This is a genomic window from Fontibacillus panacisegetis, assembly GCF_900102215.1.
Taxonomy (GTDB): Bacteria; Bacillota; Bacilli; order Paenibacillales; family Paenibacillaceae; genus Fontibacillus; species Fontibacillus panacisegetis.
This window is the reverse complement of the sequence record NZ_FNBG01000029.1, coordinates 47348-66184: the sequence shown is the minus strand read 5'-3', so window position 1 is coordinate 66184 and position 18837 is coordinate 47348. Positions and strand designations below refer to the sequence as shown.

Sequence of the window (18837 nt, the reverse complement as noted above, 5' to 3'; positions counted from 1 at the left end):
CCGTACAACGCCACATTTGGGAGAGCGACAAGGAAAAAGTAGCAAAATACCGGCAAAGTGATGCAGGAAAAGCCGCTTACGCCATACGATGCCAAACTATAGAGCGAAGCTTCGCGGATGCCAAAGTGCTCCACGGGCTTCGCTATTGCCGGTTTCGGGGCAGAGAAAATGTACAGATTCAAGCGTTGCTAACCGCAACTGCACAGAACATTAAGAAGATAGCCCTCCACCTTTCCAGAAGGACTATCTCGAATATGCACAAGATTTCGTATAGTATTTTACATCTTCATTTTCATTTTTCTTTCGATACTAAGTTTAAAAGTAGGGGTATCTCAACAGCCTGACTTTTGCATTTTTTCGCTCCACACAAGCCTATTTCACAAAAAATTCCTGCATTTTTGCATCTTTACCAGAAAAAATACTTACTTCGAACACAGAACACATGTGCATAAAATTCTACTCATTGGACACCCTTTCTGCATTTTGTCCCATCACATTATTTCATAGAGGTTTCTATCAATTCTATATGTCCACCCTCTCCACGAGCTAACATATAGAATTGATCTTCATAATAACCGATAAGCTTCCCGCTTAATCCCTTGTTAGAAAAGATCAACGGAATATCATTAATCACATTCCCTTTTTGATCCAATACCGATAATTTGTTCTGCTCAGAATCTATTAAGGTCAGTCGATGATTAAAATAACTTGCGCTCCAATTCGATTCTGTTGAAGTGAAGTTGCGCGTTACATAACGTCAGGCTTTTTCCATGGATATTGATAGATGTTTAATTTCCCATCCAACGCTACTGCTATCGCTTCCTTGTTCTGCCCCGCCTTTGGAGACCAACTAACTTTCGCATCTCCAGCCAATTGGATATTAGAAAATACTTGCTCGGAGATCACACGCCCATCTGTAGAGAGGGTTACTTTTTTCAGCTTATTGTTTTCAGCGGTAATTACAACGATCTTCGCAGGATTCAACAATACCTGACTATCATAAATAATAGGGAACTTTTTGCTCCACACTACCTTTTCCTGTGCTAAGTCCAGCACTTGAATTTGCTTATTAATTTTATCTACTAGCAAAGTTTTTTCTGGTGTTAGCGAAAGTACGCTGGCGCTCTCATCGAGAAGCCATTCCGAATAATTAGAGCTGTTTGCAGCACTAGAGAACGGAAGAACCGAGCAAGATATAATTATGGAAAGTAGTATCATCATGTTTATTTTCCTCAGAATGATTACCTCCTCGGGGCTATAGGATCACGTTCAAGACAAAGTTGAAGCACCTGATCTGCCTCGATGGTTGTTTTGTGCCCCGCTCCACGTTCTACGAATTCCACCAATCCTTGAGCCGCATCTTTTCCTATAACAATTCTGATCGGTATTCCAATCAAGTCGGAATCCTTGAATTTCACTCCAGGCCGCTCCTCCCGATCATCGACTAAAACTTCCACCCCATGTTTGCTCAATTGCTGATACAGTTGCTCTACCACATTCATTTGCACTTCATCTTTAACTGATATTGGAACCAAATGCACATGGAAAGGGGCAATGGAGATTGGCCAAACCATGCCATGCTCATCATGACTTTGTTCTACTACCGCTGAGAGAATCCGGGAGACTCCTATCCCGTAACATCCCATAATCATAGTTTGCTCCTTGCCTGATGAATCAAGGTAGGTCGCGCCAAGCTTTTCACTATACTTAGTTCCTAGCTTAAAGACATGCCCTATCTCTATTCCACGATAAAACTGCAAGTTACCCTGCTCACATCTAGGACAACTGTCTCCTTCAGACACATTACGGAAATCACCCACATGCTCCATCGCGAAATCTTTATGAGGTTGAATATTTATATAGTGAAAATCTTGTTCATTCGCTCCAACGATAATCGCAGGCATATTCACCACATTAACATCAACCAGCAGAGGAATTTGCAGACCAACTGGACCGATAAAACCGACCGGAACCCCTAACTTTGAGCTAATGGCATGGTCGTCAGCTATTTCAATATTTTCTGCACCAAAATAGTTTTTCACTTTAACCTCATTAACTTCGTGGTCACCCCGCACTAAAACCGCTACAGGATTACCATCTACCAGATAAATCATCGTTTTAACTATGTTCTGTTTCTCTACGTTCAGGAATTCTGTTAATTCTTCGATTGTACGAGCATTCGGAGTATGTACCTTTTCCTTCACCCTATCTGCACAAATGATTAAATCGGATGATAGCGGTGCTCGTGATTCAGCTTTTTCCAGATTGGCGATATAATCGCAGCAATTACAGGTCACAATGGTATCCTCACCGATTTCTGTGAGCGCCATGAACTCATGTGTCTCTCCTTCTCCACCAATCGCTCCGGCATCAGCCTCAACAGCACGGAAATTCAGTCCAATTCTATTGAAAATTTGATGATATGCCTCATACATTTTTCGATAGGACTCATCTAATCCTGACCAATCTGTATCAAAGGAATACGCATCCTTCATTAAAAACTCTCTTCCCCGCAGCAGACCGGATCTTGGTCTTCGTTCATCACGAAATTTAGTCTGGATCTGATACAGGGTTACCGGCAATTTCCGATATGAACTAACTTCATTCCTCACTAATGCTGTTACTACTTCTTCATGAGTCGGCCCCAGTGCAAATTCACGATCATGTCGATCATGCAGACGAATTAATTCAGGCCCATATATCGAATATCTTCCAGACTCCTTCCACAGCTCTGTAGGCTGCATGGCAGGCATAAGAATTTCCTGTGCGCTTGTCCGGTCCATTTCTTCCCTAATGATTTGTTCTACCTTACGAAGTACACGTCTGCCAAGAGGTAGATAACTATAAATACCCGCAGCCAGCTGCCGAATGAAGCCTCCTCTCAGCATGAGCTGGTGACTAATGACTTCTGCTTCAGAAGGTGCTTCACGTAATGTATTTAGTAACAACTTGCTTTGTCGCATCTTAAACTGCCCCCCGTTAATCACGATAAGATAGCTAATTCAATCTATTCCATTTAATATACTTGAATAGATATACTGAGTAAATATATCCCAATTTAGAAATAAATAAAAACGCAGTGCAGATAGGCCTGAAGCCCAGCTTTTCCGCACTGCGTTTTACAGTAATCACATGACGTTATTTGTATTACCCCAGACTTTACTTTACCACTACCCGATTCTTAGCAAATTGAACAATGCCGTTAATGATAGGGTAAAAGTTGTTTTTCAACCAATATTATTAAAAAGAGAAACCCTACACTGAAAGATGTGGGTTTCTCGACAATCTTAGAGCCTCTTCTGAGACGCTCTTTGTATTCTCTCGCTTCTTACACTTGTTTGACAGATCACTTCCACTCCATTTTGATGATGTCCAGATACTCATGCAGGCTTGATCCTGAATTCAACAAGCTTACAAACCGCTCCGCTTATTCCATGAAGGTCAGTACATACTTCTCTCCGGCTTTTGTCGGAAATTCTATCAGCCCGTTCGAAGCGGCCTCTACTCGCTTCTTCGAAACGCCTTCCCCGACCGACACAGGCGTGCTGCTGAGAACGGAGCACACCTCTCCAAGATGAGAAACGATATCTGCTTCTGCTACCTGGCCGTTTTTCCATTTCAAGCTGACCTCAAATCCGCCGCGGGCTCTCAGCCCCTTAACGAAGCCCTCCTGCCAGCGTTTGGGCAATGCGGGCAGAAATTCAAAATAGCCTTGATGGGACTGCAAAAGCATCTCAGCGATTCCCGCTGTCGCCGCAAAATTGCCGTCGATTTGGAATGGAGGATGGGCGTCGAACAAATTAGGATACACACCGCCTTGCTCACGATGGATCGGTTCATTCGGTTTCACCAGCGTCAGAAGATTGGAAATCAGCTGTTCTGCCCGGTCGCCGTCCTTGAATCTCGCCCACAGGCCGATTTTCCAGCCCAGACTCCAGCCTGTTCCCCCGTCGCCGCGTATTTCAAGTGAGCGTCGCGCGGCTTGGAATAATTCAGGAGTTCTTTTCTCAGTAATGAGCCGTCCGGGGTACACACCTATCAGATGAGAGACATGTCGATGATGGACGTCTTCACCTTCGAAATCATTAGACCATTCCTGAAGCTGTCCTTGTGCTCCGATCTGCAGTGGCAGCATCCGGCTTTTAGCCTTCTGGAGGATTTTGGCAAACTCTTCGTCCAGGTTTAATACCTCCGACGATTGAATGCAGTTATCGAACAACTCCGTAATCAGGGAAAGATCCATGGTTGTTGCTTCGCTAGCGGCACAAAGGTCCTCCCTTATCTTGAATTTCTGCTCAGGAGACGTGGCGGGAGATGTGATTAAATATCCGTCCTTGCTCTCAATCATCCAATCCAGACAGAACATAGCCGCTTCCTTCATAATCGGATAAGCCGTATCCCTCAAATAGAACTCGTCCCCGCTAAACGCATAATGCTCCCAAAGATGCTGAGTTAGCCATACGCCACCCATGGGCCAAAATGCCCAAACAGGGTCTCCGTCGCCATAGTCTCCTACTGGAGCGCTCTGTGCCCACAAATCGGAGTTGTGGTGAGCTACCCATCCTCTGGCACCGTAATTCGTCGCTGCAGTTTTCTTGCCGTTAACGGCAAGCCTGCTGATAAAATCTATCAAGGGCTCGTGCAATTCGGCCATATTGCAGGTCTCCGCTGGCCAATAGTTCATCTCAACATTTATATTGAGCGTATAATTACTGCTCCAAGGCGCCCGAGTCTCTTCGTTCCATATACCTTGAAGATTGGCCGGCTGGGTTCCCGTTCGAGAGCATGCAATCAGCAGATAACGTCCGTAATGGAACAAAAGCTCTACCAGACCCGGGTCGCTACTTCCATATTCTGCAATCCGCCGGTTAATTGGTAAGTCGTCAGGTGCGAGTCCTTCGCCTAAATGCAGTTCAACTCTGTCGAACAATTTGCGAAAATCGCTCACATGGTGGCTGCGAACCTCAGCATAATTTTCCCCTTTTAACGCACCAATAGTTTCTGCAGTCAGCTTAGTTGGATTCCGCACCGCACTGATTGCACCAGTACACGGATCAAATGTAGTCGCTGCACTGAAATAGAGGATTGCTTCCGTCGCATCGACAATACGGAGGCCGTCCGCATCGACTTCCAATGCACCGCCTTTCTGTTCAGCAGCCAGCCGGCCATGATATTTCAAGCTTGGAGAGGATTCAGGGGCGGTGTAGCGAACGGGATCTTCGACGTCGTGATAATTGGGAGCCACATAATCCGGAGCTGTTCCCGATATCGTATAGTGATCCCCGTCCACCTTTGTTGAATAACGGAGCGGACTGTCCAGTCTCGCACGGAAACTGAGGCTCCCCTCCTTGCTAGCCGACAAGCGTACAACAATGACTTGATCGGGATAAGACGCAAAGATTTCACGGGTGTATCGAACCCCACCGATCGTGTACGAAACGGTGACGATTCCAGAAGATAGCTCCAGTTTTCGGCTGTAATGACTTCCGCTTAACTGGCCGTGTTCCATCAAAATGTGCAAATCTCCGAACGGTAGGTAGGATTGCGTATAAGGTCCCATCATCTGCTTGCACAACTGGTCGGCTTCTCTATACTTTTGCTGCTTGATAAGCTCTCTTACCTTTGGAAGGACTTCCTTCGCTTTCTGATTATCCCAATCTGTTGGATAACCTGACCAGAGCGTATCCTCGTTCAAGGCAAGCCGTTCCTTCTTAATCCCACCGAAGATCATTGCACCAAGTCTACCGTTGCCAACAGGAAGCGCCTCCACCCAATACGCGGCAGGGGAAGAAAATTGAATGTTCATTGATATGTAACCTCCACATTAATTTCGATCAACTGAAATCTGTTGTCTTCAGTAACACTACATTATGATTTTCTTCCATTATAACCTTCCTTGTGATGTTGAATAAATAATATAATATTACAAACGATATAACAAAATTACTTTTTTAAAAGAAAATAAATCCGCTTAACAAGGAGATAGTTATTAGATTGTCAGCGTTTTTCACCGCCTATTTAATTAGGAATCAACTCGATTTTTCATCTAATTATAAAATATAACAATATTAATAAAATAACTTCTCACCTAAGCTCGTGTTGCAACGTATATTGGAAATGAATATGATAGAGATACTATAATAAAATTACGTTAATGATCGGAGTGAACACCTCTTGTACTGCCATTACTTTCTGCCCTCTTTTGAGGAATACAACTTTTTCTGTTTCCCTCACTCTGCCGGCAAATATACAAGAACTATTGATCATAATGTCACACGTCCGGGGGGAGTCAAAGATTTCAGCTTACATTTCGTAACAAGCGGGAAAGGCTATATCGAGCTTCACGACTCAGTCCATACCTTAAAACAAGGAGATATCTTTTTTCATTGTCCATACCAGAACATGCGTTATTACTCATCAGAGAACGACCCCTGGGTAATTTATTGGATGCAGTTCAATGGAAGCAATCTTTCAGATTTTCTACTCGAAAGAGGGTTCCATGAAACTTCTATATGGTATATGAACGATCTAAACTGGCTGGAACAAGCTTTTTGCGAATTGCTGGACGAGATGAAAGCAAACAATTTTTTGCAACCGGCCAAATTATCCGCCCTCACTTACGCGGTGCTTATTGAATTTGTCAGTAAAGCCATTCCTTTCAGCAGCAAAAGAGGAACGCAAAACGTAGATAAAATCATTCAGATTCTTCCAACTATGCAAAAAAACGCCCACCTCCCTTTTGAATTGAATGAATGGGCGGACAAGCTGAATTTAACTCCCAATTATTTCTGTAGTCTCTTCAAAAGAGTAACCCGTGTGACGCCTCTTTCCTACATTACAAAATGCCGTATTCAACACAGCAAACAGTTGCTGCTTGGACATCCTGATATGGCAATTAAGGAGATTGCCATCAGTTCCGGCTATCCGAGCGTCAGCTACTATAACAAAACTTTTATGCATATGGAAGGCATGACGCCGACCGAATTTCGCAATATTCACTTCAAGTGAGCGTGGACGGAGTCTACCCAACTCACTGGGGGACTCCCATTAATATTGTCAATGCTTCAGAGGCTGACCGCCTTTATCCAAATAAAAAAAGCCTTCCAATCCGTAGGATCAGAAGACCATTAAATCAATAGCTAACGAGGTTTAGCCATGCAGTAGTACGGGTATCTCGTTAATGCACTGCTTTTTTCTTTGAACTCGTCTGATAGTCAATCAAAGATCTCAATATGCTTCACTGCAACCGGATTCTGTGGAAAATAAACTTTCAGATACCTGAGCCCTCCTGATAAATCCACTTCGATAGAAGGCTTATCCGAAAGATTACCGAAAAATAATCTTTTGAACAGCTTGCCGTCATACGAATAAGAAACCTCCACATCATCCTGAGAAGATTCCGCAAAAGCGATAACAGCCCCCTCTGCATTTTTCCTTCCTTCCAAGTCCACCATAACCCATTGACCGGAATCGGAATCATTCGCTTCCCAGCATGTGTCCTCTCTTCCGTCCGCAACATTCATCGCCGGATGCTCCAGTGCATAGCTGCTGCAAAATACGGGACGACTTTTCGCTATATTTGTGCTCTCACCGCTGCTTGGTATTTTCTGTACATCGGGTGGTCCTGTCTGAATGTGGATCATCTGTCCTGACCATGCCTGTTCACCTTCAGTCATCAGATCAATTGATGCGAACTGAACCCCTTCAGCTCTGGCCACGATCTGATTATTTCCCGCATAATAGGAACGCACTTCGATCGCACCCGCTCCATCCAGGAAGCTGCCATTCTCCGGGGAAAGCACCAGCGTTCTTCCGGTAGGGAAAATAGCCCCGCCCTGCACGATTTCTAATGTAACTTCAATCGTGTTGCTTATCCGATTTCCTTGCTCATCCAGCAATTCAACGATTAAATGCGCATCGTCCGTACCGTCGGTTCCCATCACATACTTGTCGGCTGTAAGCCTGAGCGCGTACGGCACCCCTTCCCGGATTTCAGGAGGAGGAGCTATTCCCAGAAGCTCGTTTCGGTACCAATACCAGGAACCCAAAGGTAGTCGGTGGTAATCAATCATCCCCATAGAGCCCATATCGAAGACAAAGCTTCCATGATGAAATCCGCACCATAGAGCCTTGCCCGAACGCCATTGCGGATTCCGCTCAACCCTATCCGTGTAACTCGGGGTATACTCCCCTGGCCGCCAATCGATTGTGCTGCCATATTCTGACACAAAACTCGGAAATCCGGGATCGATATACAGCGACGCTCCGTCGCCGTTATAGCCAGCCAGATCGCCTAATGCGTCAACCCCCTCTCTCTGGGCGCCTCCGACAGCAGCCGGACGGGCGGGATCTAACCGGTGGCTTTCCTCCACTAAACGAACGATCAATGCACGCGCATCTTCCATGACTTCTTCATTGCTGAAGAAAGGCTCGTTGCACATGCTCCATACGATAATGCTTGGGTGATTCCGGTTCGTTCGGATCATTTCGCGGAGTGTCATCAAACAGCTCTCTTTAAACTCGGCTTTGTCTTCTTCATGAATCGGGTAAGCGCTTGCTGTCCAATACCCTTCAACATTAGCTCCCCCTACTCCCCAGAAGCACAGCTCCGACCAGAACAGAATGCCCTGTTTGTCGCATTCTGCCGCAAAATAAGGATGATGGGGATAGTGTGATCCGCGTATAAAGTTCATCCCGCAATCCTTGATCAGCTTCACATCACGCCGCATTCCCGCACGGGTAACAGCGTCGCCCCACCCCGCATGATCCTGATGCACGTTGGCTCCCAGAATGTCATAGTGGCTGCCGTTAAGAAAAAAACCCTTCTTGGCATCGAAATAGAACCAGCGGATACCAAATGTCGTAGTATAGTCGTCTTTTAACAAGCCATTCTCATACAATTGGCTGGTTAGCGTGTACAGATGCGGAGTATCCGGATGCCAGAGATTTGGCTGATCTACAATTCCCGTCTGCTTAAAAATCAGGCTTTGTCCAGGTTGCAGGACATCCGATTCTGCTACGGTTTCAAACACAGTTACTCCCTCATATTCAATTCTCGATACCAGCTTGCACTTCACTGGATGCAGGTTCGCATTGACGACTTCAGTCTCTATGTTCAAGACGGCCCGGTCAGCCGATACTTCCGGTGTGGTCACATGAGTGCCATACCACTCGATATGCAGAGGATCCGTGATAATAAGACTGACATCCCGGTAGAGTCCTCCATTAAATACATGTTCTCCCGCGCGCGGAGCAAGCCGTGGATTCCATAGATTATTCAGCCTTACAAACAACAGATTCGTCCCTTCCAGAGCCAGAGTGGAAATGTCGATCACAAATGCTGTGTAACCACCTTTGTGGCTGCCGGCAAATTGTCCGTTCAGATAAATCTCTGCTTCTTGAAAGGCAGCCTGAAACTCAAGCAGAATCGTCTTCCCTATCCATTCCCGATCAATTTGAAGCTCCTTGCGGTAGCTGCCATAGCCTACATAAAATTCATTTTCCATAAAATAGGGGGTACCGAATGAATGCGGAATACCGATATCATACCAAGCCGTGTCGTCAAAATCCTTATCCTTGCCTTCTATACAGTCTCCATAGGAAAATTTCCAGCTATCATTAATCAATGTTTCAATCCGGTTAGCGAACGATTTCAATTCTCTTCATCCTTTCACGCTACTACCCACCTTGAGCAAGGCAATGGCCCACTGCTGAACGGCAATGTACTTCAACTTTATTCTTATTATAATTGTTAATAAACCCAACTAAAATAGCAGAATTTTTATATTAATAAAACAAAATTACGATATACCCCCTTCTACCTCAATCATGAACAGAGAAAGCAAAAATAGGGCTATCTATTAAAGAGAGCCCTATCTTGCTTAGTAATAATACATTAGCCCGAAATTTCCATCCACTTGCAGCCTTTTTGGCAGCAGGACTACTATTCCTTGGTTAGAGTCACTCGGACTGCTTCTGAGATTGGAGGTAATCCAGCAATCTTACGATCATGACAGCAGCTTGCGCCCTTGTCGCCGTTTGGTCAGGCTTAAAGCTTCCATCCGGATAGCCGTTCGTTATGCTTGCATCTGTCATAGCGTTAATGGCTTTGCTTGCCCAATCAGCTATTTCCCCTTGGTCGGTGTAACGGTTTGACGAATCCTCGGATTTCGGGGTCAGCTTACCAGCACGAGCCAGAATAACCGACATTTCCTGTCTGGTAACTTTTGCATCCGGTGCAAAAGTTTCTTTGCTTCTGCCAGAGATAATGTCCAAAGCACCGGCAGTAGAAATATAATCCTTAGCCCAATGTTGGTTGGTATCCTCAAACACCATGGTCCCAGAAGCTTTCAAGCCAAGCGCAGTCACTACAATTTTCAAAAATTCCGCTCTCGTAATAGAGTCATCAGGTCGGAAGCTTCCGTCTTCAAAACCGGATATAGCTCCCATTTCAATCAGACGTTCAAGCTCATTTTTTGCCCAGTACGATTCAGCCACATCCGTAAACTGAACCTTCGGTTTCTCCGTCGTTCCCGGCACTACCGGAGTTTCAGGCTTGGCCTTTTCTCCCGTACGGCTCCATTTAGCCACAAGCGTTAAATTGGAATACACTCTTGTAGAGCTCGCAAACTTCGTTCCGCCGTTCGTAAACCATCCTTCAAAAATGTATCCCTCGCGTTCGCTTGTCGGCATCGAAGATACCATTGAGCCCGACTGAACCTTTACGCTTCCTGCAGGCGTTCCTCCGTTTGCATCAAAGCTGACGACATAGTATACAACTGGCGGCTGAACTACAACCGATGACGGCTGTACGACAGGTCTGGACACAATAGATACTGTATACACGACATGAAATCCTTCATAATTCACGGTCAGCGTCTGATTGGCTGCAGGAGCACTACTATTAAACCCGCTTACCATTTCTGCTGTTACAGGGACGGTAGTAGTCGTGTCGTCACTCCAGTTGACAATGAGAGAAAGTCCTGTCACATCCAGTGCTTCGCCGACCCAGTAGCTGGTTTTGTAGCCCGAATTGTTCAGCACAATGCTGGTCATGACCTTTTCGGTCGGGAGCGCCTCAATACTGATAGTGTACGTGGCGGTATAGTCTCCGTATGTGATCGTCAGTATCTGGCTTTCCACCGCGGCGCTGCTGTTGAAGCCGCTTACCATTTCCGCCGTTACCGGAACGACTGTATTACTTCCGTCGCTCCAGGCGATATCAAGCGTAAGCCCCGTCACATCCAGCGGTTCTCCTACTTTATACTCGGTTTTGTAAACCGAATCGCTTACCGTGATACCAGTAATGACCTTTTCCGCTGGGAGTTCCTCAATACTGATGGTGTACGTAGCGGTAAAGCCTCCGTATGTGATGGTCAGTATCTGACTTTCCACCGCAGTGCTACTGTTGAAGCCGCTCACCATTTCCACTGTTACCGGAATGGTTGTTGTGCTTTCGTCGCTCCAACTGACATTCAGAGCAAGTCCCGTCACATTCAGCGGTTCTCCTACTTTATAATCAGTTTTGTAGACTGAATCGCTTACCGAGATGCCGGTAATGACCTTTTCACCAGGGTCAGCCCCAATGCTGACGGTATACGTAGCGGTAAGACCTCCGTATGTGATAGTCAGTATCTGACTTTCCACCGCGGCATTGCTGTTGAAGCCGCTGACCATGTCTGCTGTTACCGGAACGGTTGTCTTGCTTCCGTCACTCCAGTTTACCGCAAGCGACAATCCTTCTACGCTAATCGGCTCGCCCACCTGATATTGAGTCTTATACGTTGATTCGCTGCTGACTGCAACAGATTGAGGCTGAATAATTTTGCCGTAGAACTCCAATTCCGCAACGTTACCAAACCAGTTGCTGTCATTTGTCAGCCTGAAATAACGGTATGCTCCGTGATCCAATATGTCATCCGGCTCATATATTGTCCACGTACCCAATGTTGCATTGCTGACGTTGTTCGTCAGTCGGGTCCAGGTTTGTTTGTCGTTGGAGCCAAGGAGATACGCACCGTTCATCCTGTTTACATTGTCGGCTTTGTTACGAGGCAGCATTCGGATGTCAGTAAGCTTAACAGAGCGAAGCTCCCCGAAATCGATGTCATAGTAGGATCGCCCTGCGTTCAAATCGCCAGCCGTGTTCGTATCTCCGTCAAACAAACGATATCCCACTACTTCCTTCGGCTCAGGAGTGGTGCCACTGGGTGCCCACTGTGGATGCGAGGCTACAATCGTTGCTTCGTTATACACATCAATCTTAATCGGTTTCACAATCGAAACTGTATAAGTCGCTGTACGGTCATCAATGGTTACAGTAAGCGTCTGGCTTTCAGCAGGAGCGCTGCTGTTAAAGCCGCTTACCATATCCATAGTTACAGGGATAATAATCTCATTACCATTGCTCCAGGATACTTTCAAGCTTAAACCTTCGACGCTTAATGAATCGTTGATCCGGTATTCCTTCTTAACAACCGTCGAATCCTCAATGACCTCGACGTTCGTGATATCTTCCGGCGATTCAAGCGCCCAATGCGCTTTTAATACCATATCATTCGTAACAATATCCTTTGCGAAATCCCACTTCTGCTCTCCGTTATACCATCCCTTAAAAGTAAAGTAATCTTTCTCAATGCTATTCGTTGGTTCATTAACCAGAGAGCCATCCGGTACAGTAACAGCATCAAGTGCAGGCTCGCCGCCATTTGTATCAAAGCTGACTTGGTAATTTCCTTGCTCAGACTCCCCGAATACCTTGAAATCATAGAAGCTGGCCTTGGCACCGTCTGGTAGAGTGGAGACGGTAAGTCTGACATACCGGGCTGTTCCGGTAAAGTAGTCGGCTTGAACCTGGGCGCTTTTTGTATTGCCCTGATTATACTGACTAGCCTCTTTGTCAATTTTCGTAGTCCAATTAGTACCATCTGTAGATGTTTCAATCTTATACTTATAGATAGCTTCAGGCCGCTCCCACATGATCTGCGTACCTTCGGTGATTTTCATAACCGAGCCCAGATCAACCATATACCAATGGCCGGTCTTACGGTCAGCAGCGCTCCAGCGAGTCGTCGTACTGGCATCAATCCCATTGGAAGCCGGATAGCCTGCCTCTGAACTATCCGCACTTGCGGGTTTATTCAACGCCAGATTGATAGGTTCACCGAATACCTTGAAATCATAGAAGCCCGCTCTGGCACCGCTCGGCAATCCGGTAACCGTAATTTTTACATACCTGGCGGTATCGATAAAATAATCAGTTTGAACCTGATCCGTGCTGGTATTACCAGTATTGTCCACCACTACGTTCCAGTCGGCAGCATCCTTGGAGGTTTCAATCTTATACTGGTGGGCAACGCCACTATTAAGCCATGATACCTGCGTACCATAGGTAATATTCCTGTTCACGCCAAGATCAACCGTAAACGAATGATCGACTGCATCGTCAGCAGCTCTCCAAAGGGTGGTTGGATTGCCATCGCTACCATTGGAAGCCGGATTTTCCGATTCCGAACTATCTGCACTTGCGGTCTTGCTCAGCGCCAGATTGGTTGGTTCCCCCAACACCTTGAATCCGACAAGCCCTTCTGAAGCACCGCTTGGCTGACCGGTCACGGTAATTCTGACATACCGGGTGGTATCAAGGAAGACATCAGATTGAACCTGATCCGTGTTAGTATTATCGGTCTTGTCAGATTTTAAGGTCCAGTTGGTATTGTCATTGGAAGTCTCAATCTTGTACGGATAGGCAACTCCGCTATTTCCCCACGTGACCTGAGTGCCATTGGTAATATTCATGCTCGAGCCCAGATCCACTGTCCACGAATGACCGGAACTATCCACAGTTGCGGTCTTATTAATCGCCAGATCAATCGGCACAGGGGCAGGAATCTCTGCCGCCGATTTAGGTGCAACTCCTCCACCAGGAATAAAATTAATATTCTGAGTGTAGTTGCCAATCTTGAAGTTTCCGGCCTCGGCACTCTCAACAACAGTTCCGTTAATCACCAAATTCTCAAATGTTATATTTTGAGTCAGACGAGTAGAGTTATAACCATAGATGTTAGATCCGTTTGCATTGGTTCCATTATAGGTAACATTCTTGAAATAAACGTTGTTAATGCCACGCCCCGGCGCAAGGCCGTAACCACCGTTCTTGTCTGTACGCAGCTCTACAGCTTTGCCTAGCCCCACAGTTCGATCTTCGATCCGGATATCCGAAAAATTCACATTGATTATCAAATTACCGTCACTGGCATCCAGACGAATCGGACCTACCCCGTATGGCTTATCGAGCAGAACATCCAGATTCGAAAAGTTAAGTGTATCAAGTGTTTCGCCTTCTCCAGGTTTCGTTGGATCCCCGTGAGTCGCGATATTGATCGGATGAGCAAGTCCGGGCATAAGAATCGAGTTTGTTACGTTGATATTGTTTGAATTCCCCGACCAGATTCTACCGCCGTTAGGACGTGCGTTATATATTGCAATCGAATCATCACTAGTACGCATAAAGACATCATTGATGGTGATATTGTGGGAGGAAAATATATCAATGCCATCCCCCCATCTCATGTAACTGAAAGCTTTATAGTTATTGACGAGAACATTGGTGGCATTGCCGAATGTAGCGCCGTAGCCACCATTATTTGCGACTCCGTAATTGTTAGCAATGATTCCATCTATCACGATTTGGTTGGTATAGTCAGCTGAAATGGCTTTTTCCAAGGGTCTATCAAGTACACCACGACCGATGACTTTGGCATTAGTGGCATTATCCAAAACAATTCCACCTTTGATAGCCGCACCACCTGCGATGTAAAGTGTTTTACCACTTTTCACTACAAAATCCTGTGTATGATAACCCGGGGCAACATAAATGATGCTTGGGTCGCTGGGACTTGGGGTATACGTAGTGCCAGGAGCTACATACAGCACATCCGGATCATCGGGATTTGGCGGGTTAACCTCTAACGGGTTGGCAAAAATATGCAAGTTGTCTTGCACATTGCCATTCACCTCAACCGAAAGTTTCACAGGACCCGATATGGTAAAGGTCATTGTATTGCCGTTGATATCGGGAATAATGTTATTATGTGATGGCCGAATTTCCGCTGATTCAATGTTTCCGGTATTATCAGTAACAGATAGCTCTACCGGACCATTTGTATCAAAATAAACAAATGAAACATTTGAGGCTGTAGCTCCATATCCTACTCTTGTATTATATTCGTCTAAATCGTTCCACTCGCCTCCAGGTTCTCGGACTTTTACCGTATAGGTATTATTTAATGTGACCCCCTCAGGTGCAGGATACGTCACTAATGTAGTTGCCGCTTGAGCTTTGGCCGGAAAACTTAACAATACCGGTAAGGATGATACTAGCATTGCAAACACCAATAACATCACACCAGGTCTTTTTATACTTCTGCTAAAATACAAACTCTTCAACACACTTTCATCTCCTTTACCCAAAACTCACGATTCATTATTAAATACTCGCAAGCGCTTTCATATAAACCATAATAAGACCTTCACGCGCACTAATGTGAAGTGAAGATTCTTTTCAATCCTCACTATTTGCACCAACAAAATAAGAAGCCGATCAGTTTCTCATCTTGTTGGTGCTTATTTCCCATAAATTATAGTGCTGATTGATTCTACTCTTCTTCTGATTGTATGGCCTCATCAGATTTTTTCTTGATCGCTTGAATGGCATCATCCAGCGATTTTTGCCCGACCATGTAAAGCTCGCCTTCCTGGAGAACCGTTTGGCTGATTACAGAAGACCCCGGCCCGGAAATCTTTTCATCTGCAACGCCCAATCCGCTATCAAATATGACTTTGTTCAGTTCGTCAACGGTAACGCTTCCATTGGAGGAATCCGCAATTCCTTGAAGTAATGCTACCTTATCAGCATCGCTTACATTTTCCATTGGTGGAATTCCCTTGTTTTCCTTGTATAGGTTCTGTGACAAGTAGTTGATAAATTTAAACGCAGCCTCTTTATGCTCGGACTTGCTGTTTACTCCAAACGCCGCTCCGGCCACTAATGTCCGATCTCCATCGCCGGAATCCGGTACAGGTACTTGCGTAACACCCCATTTCCAGTCAATCGGATACGTCTTCTGATCGGTTAGTAATCCCATGTACCAGCCGCCGATCAGATGCATGCCATAATTCCCGGTCATGAAGGCGTCCCATGCTACCTTCTGCGTTTTAAATTCGAGCCAGCTAGGTTGAATCTTGTCAACATTACCTAAATCCGCAAATAATTTCAACGCTTCCTTATACGCCGGGTCGTCATAATTGGATGTTCCGTCCTCCTTATAAGCCGGCACGTCCTTTTGTCTAGCTGTAAAATATAGATAATTATCGTAGTCCAGCATAAGGGATCCGTAGATTCCTTTTTCAGCGTTTGTCAGCTTTTTAGCTGTTTCGATATATTCACTCCAGGTCCATTTACCGGAAGGATATGGCACGTTGGCATCGTCAAATATTTTTTTATTGTAAAAGACATACCATTGACCGATATCCGTTCTCAGAAAATAGGTATTTCCGTCATCCGCTTTCGGGAGATATTTACCATAGCTCTTCCCCAGATCGACGCTCGCATTGTTTGCCAAATCATTCAATGGAGCAAGATATCCTGCCTTTACATATTTCTCTTGAGTGATCGGATTATCAAGGATGACTACATCTGTGGAATCGCCTGAACCCAGCAAAATATTCATTTTCTGTACAGCTGCTACTCCATCTCCGGGCAACACATTCATTTCAACCTGATCTCCGCCAAGCGCATTATATTCCGATATCATGTCGGAAAACACCTTATTTTTGGATTTTGCCGAATCCAAAAACATTTTAATGGTGACCGGCTCTTTCTTCGTCCCGTCGGAACCCGACGCATTGTTTGCACCTGGCGAATTGCCTGAGGAATCTGACGATGAATTATTGCCGCACGCAGCGACAAGACCTGTCAGCATGATTCCAACCAGCATCAATGAAAGCACTTTCATAAACCCCTTCATTTTATTGCCTCCTAGCTGTTTATTTTATTTGCAAAGTTAGTATAGAACACTTTCTTTGTGCCCTTAATGCAATTACTACCGAAATCTTACACTTTCTTATTAGATATTCACTAATATTGACGCTGCTGCTGATTAGGGTTCGGGCAAAAAACAGAAAAGTTCACTTTTTTTATTAAAAAGTGAACTTTTTACGGTTTATCCATTAAATCTTTTGGGCGAAACGCCCGTGATTTTTTTGAAAACTCTACTAAAGTAATGTTCATTTTCATATCCGACCATCTGTGAAATTTCATAAATTTTATATTTTTGTTCGGTAAGAAGCCGTTTCGCAGCTTCAATGCGAACATTCGTCACGTAATCAATAAAATTAGTACCCGTTTCCTTTTTAAACACCGCACTAAAATAATTAGCCGAAAAATTGATATACTTGGATACAGACTCTAATGATATCTCTTCCATATAGTTTCGATTTACAAACTGCTTTGCTTTGGCGATCATCCGTTTCGGTTCGTCGGCATGGTCAAGCTCATTCAATAATTTCACTTTTAATTGTTCGATCCAAGAGATAAAATCTCTTTGTGTTTTTAACTCCTCAAGCTGCTTATACGGATCAATTTCCCATAACTTTCCTTTCTCCATTTTGTATTTATCCAGATAAGAATTGATCATAAAAATCAGTGCAGCACAGGTGGCTTTTAAATGCTCCCTTGTAATTTTTTTAGCGTCCACAAGAAAATAATTGATCATCATATCAAATGAATTACCAATCCCTAGAACATCGGCTGCTTCAAACTGTCTTTCCAAATTTTTGAGATCTAAATCAAGAGATAAGTCGTCATCCTCCGACGACTCGGGAATAATATCCTTATATCTTATTGTACTACCCCTCGGTAGATTGAAATTCTGGTTAACTGCATACAATGCCTGTTGATACGCAATTGGCAATTTTACATATTCCTGAAAAAAATTACTAACCCCTATAGTAACGCTAATGTTCAGGTATTCCTTCAAAAATCGTTTTATTAATCGTTCCAATTCTGCAACCTTATGATCATATTGATCGAGATTTTTTTCTTCTCCGGCGGAAAATATAATGATATATTCTTCCGGTCGGGAGCAAAATACAACTCCATATTGATAGTCTACCAAAACCTCATTAATAATGTTCATTATCGCATAATCTAAAAGGTAAACATCCTTTGTATTCCTTTCATCAAAGCGGCCTTTGTTATCCAGGTTCAGAACCAGGCAAATCAAATTTTGCCCTGGCAAAGTAATCTGAATCTCTTTTAATTTTCCCTCAAACTCGTCATTCCGGTACTTATGTCCGAATACCATTTCCTTAAACAGCTTTTCCTGAATGGTCGATATATTCTCTTTTGAACGCATGAAGTATTTTTCTGCCGTCTTTTTCGTATGTTCTGTTTCAATTTTCTCCCTCAATTTATTCAATAGCTCAGTTAAAGCTTTAGGTTCCATTTCAAGTTTTAATATATAATCATTAGCCCCAAGTCTCATTGCTTCCTTGACATATTCAAAGTCATCGTAAGCGCTTAGGACTAAAAATTCTACCGGAATGTTTTCCTTTTTTACCGCTTTGATCAATTCGATCCCGTTCATAACAGGCATATGAATATCGGTAATTACAATATCAGGCTGCAAGTCCATAATCATAGCAAATGCCTTTTTACCATTTTCAGCTTCCCCAACAACTTCAAACCCTGCTTCATTCCATTGAACAAAAGATTTTATTCCTACTCTTGCCAGCACTTCATCATCAACAATAAGCACCTTGTGCAATCCAATTCCT

General features: G+C 44.4%; 9 protein-coding genes. 2 read left to right on the top strand and 7 right to left on the bottom strand.

The window, feature by feature from the left end; translation table 11 throughout:
* Positions 1-344 (top strand): transposase (locus BLS49_RS19795; RefSeq protein WP_245742584.1); only part of this gene is annotated, 344 nt, incomplete at its 5' end.
* 403 nt (positions 345-747) lie between these two features.
* Here the strand turns inward: BLS49_RS19795 and BLS49_RS19790 are convergent.
* The 3 genes from BLS49_RS19790 to BLS49_RS19780 form a co-directional block, all read right to left on the bottom strand.
* The gene (locus BLS49_RS19790; protein WP_091234945.1) at positions 748-1221 is read right to left on the bottom strand and encodes a hypothetical protein; all 474 of its coding nucleotides are present in this window, start codon (positions 1219-1221) and stop codon (positions 748-750) included.
* A 20-nt stretch (positions 1222-1241) separates the two neighbouring features.
* Complete coding sequence (locus BLS49_RS19785) at positions 1242-2963, bottom strand: proline--tRNA ligase (protein ID WP_091234944.1); 1722 nt, start codon at positions 2961-2963, stop codon at positions 1242-1244.
* Between the two features lie 464 nt (positions 2964-3427).
* Positions 3428-5806, bottom strand: a complete 2379-nt coding sequence (locus BLS49_RS19780) for a glycoside hydrolase family 95 protein (protein WP_091234942.1) — start codon at positions 5804-5806, stop codon at positions 3428-3430.
* 368 nt (positions 5807-6174) lie between these two features.
* On the opposite strand from BLS49_RS19780, the gene BLS49_RS19775 reads away from it, so the two are divergent.
* A complete protein-coding gene (locus BLS49_RS19775; protein WP_091234940.1) occupies positions 6175-7008 on the top strand; it encodes an AraC family transcriptional regulator in 834 nt (277 codons plus the stop codon).
* 206 nt (positions 7009-7214) lie between these two features.
* On the opposite strand, the gene BLS49_RS19770 is transcribed toward BLS49_RS19775, so the two are convergent.
* The 4 genes from BLS49_RS19770 to BLS49_RS19755 all read right to left on the bottom strand — a co-directional run bounded on the left by BLS49_RS19770 (position 7215) and on the right by BLS49_RS19755 (position 18818).
* On the bottom strand, positions 7215-9656 hold the full coding sequence (locus tag BLS49_RS19770) for a glycoside hydrolase family 2 protein (protein ID WP_091234938.1): 2442 nt from the start codon (positions 9654-9656) through the stop codon (positions 7215-7217).
* 304 nt (positions 9657-9960) lie between these two features.
* Entirely contained in the window at positions 9961-15450 is a 5490-nt protein-coding gene (locus BLS49_RS19765) for a discoidin domain-containing protein (RefSeq protein WP_091234936.1), read from the bottom strand.
* Between the two features lie 206 nt (positions 15451-15656).
* A complete protein-coding gene (locus BLS49_RS19760) occupies positions 15657-17027 on the bottom strand; it encodes an ABC transporter substrate-binding protein (RefSeq protein ID WP_091234934.1) in 1371 nt (456 codons plus the stop codon).
* Between the two features lie 195 nt (positions 17028-17222).
* Positions 17223-18818, bottom strand: coding sequence for a response regulator (locus BLS49_RS19755; RefSeq protein WP_245742586.1), 1596 nt, complete (start codon positions 18816-18818; stop codon positions 17223-17225).
* Positions 18819-18837 lie beyond the last annotated feature (19 nt).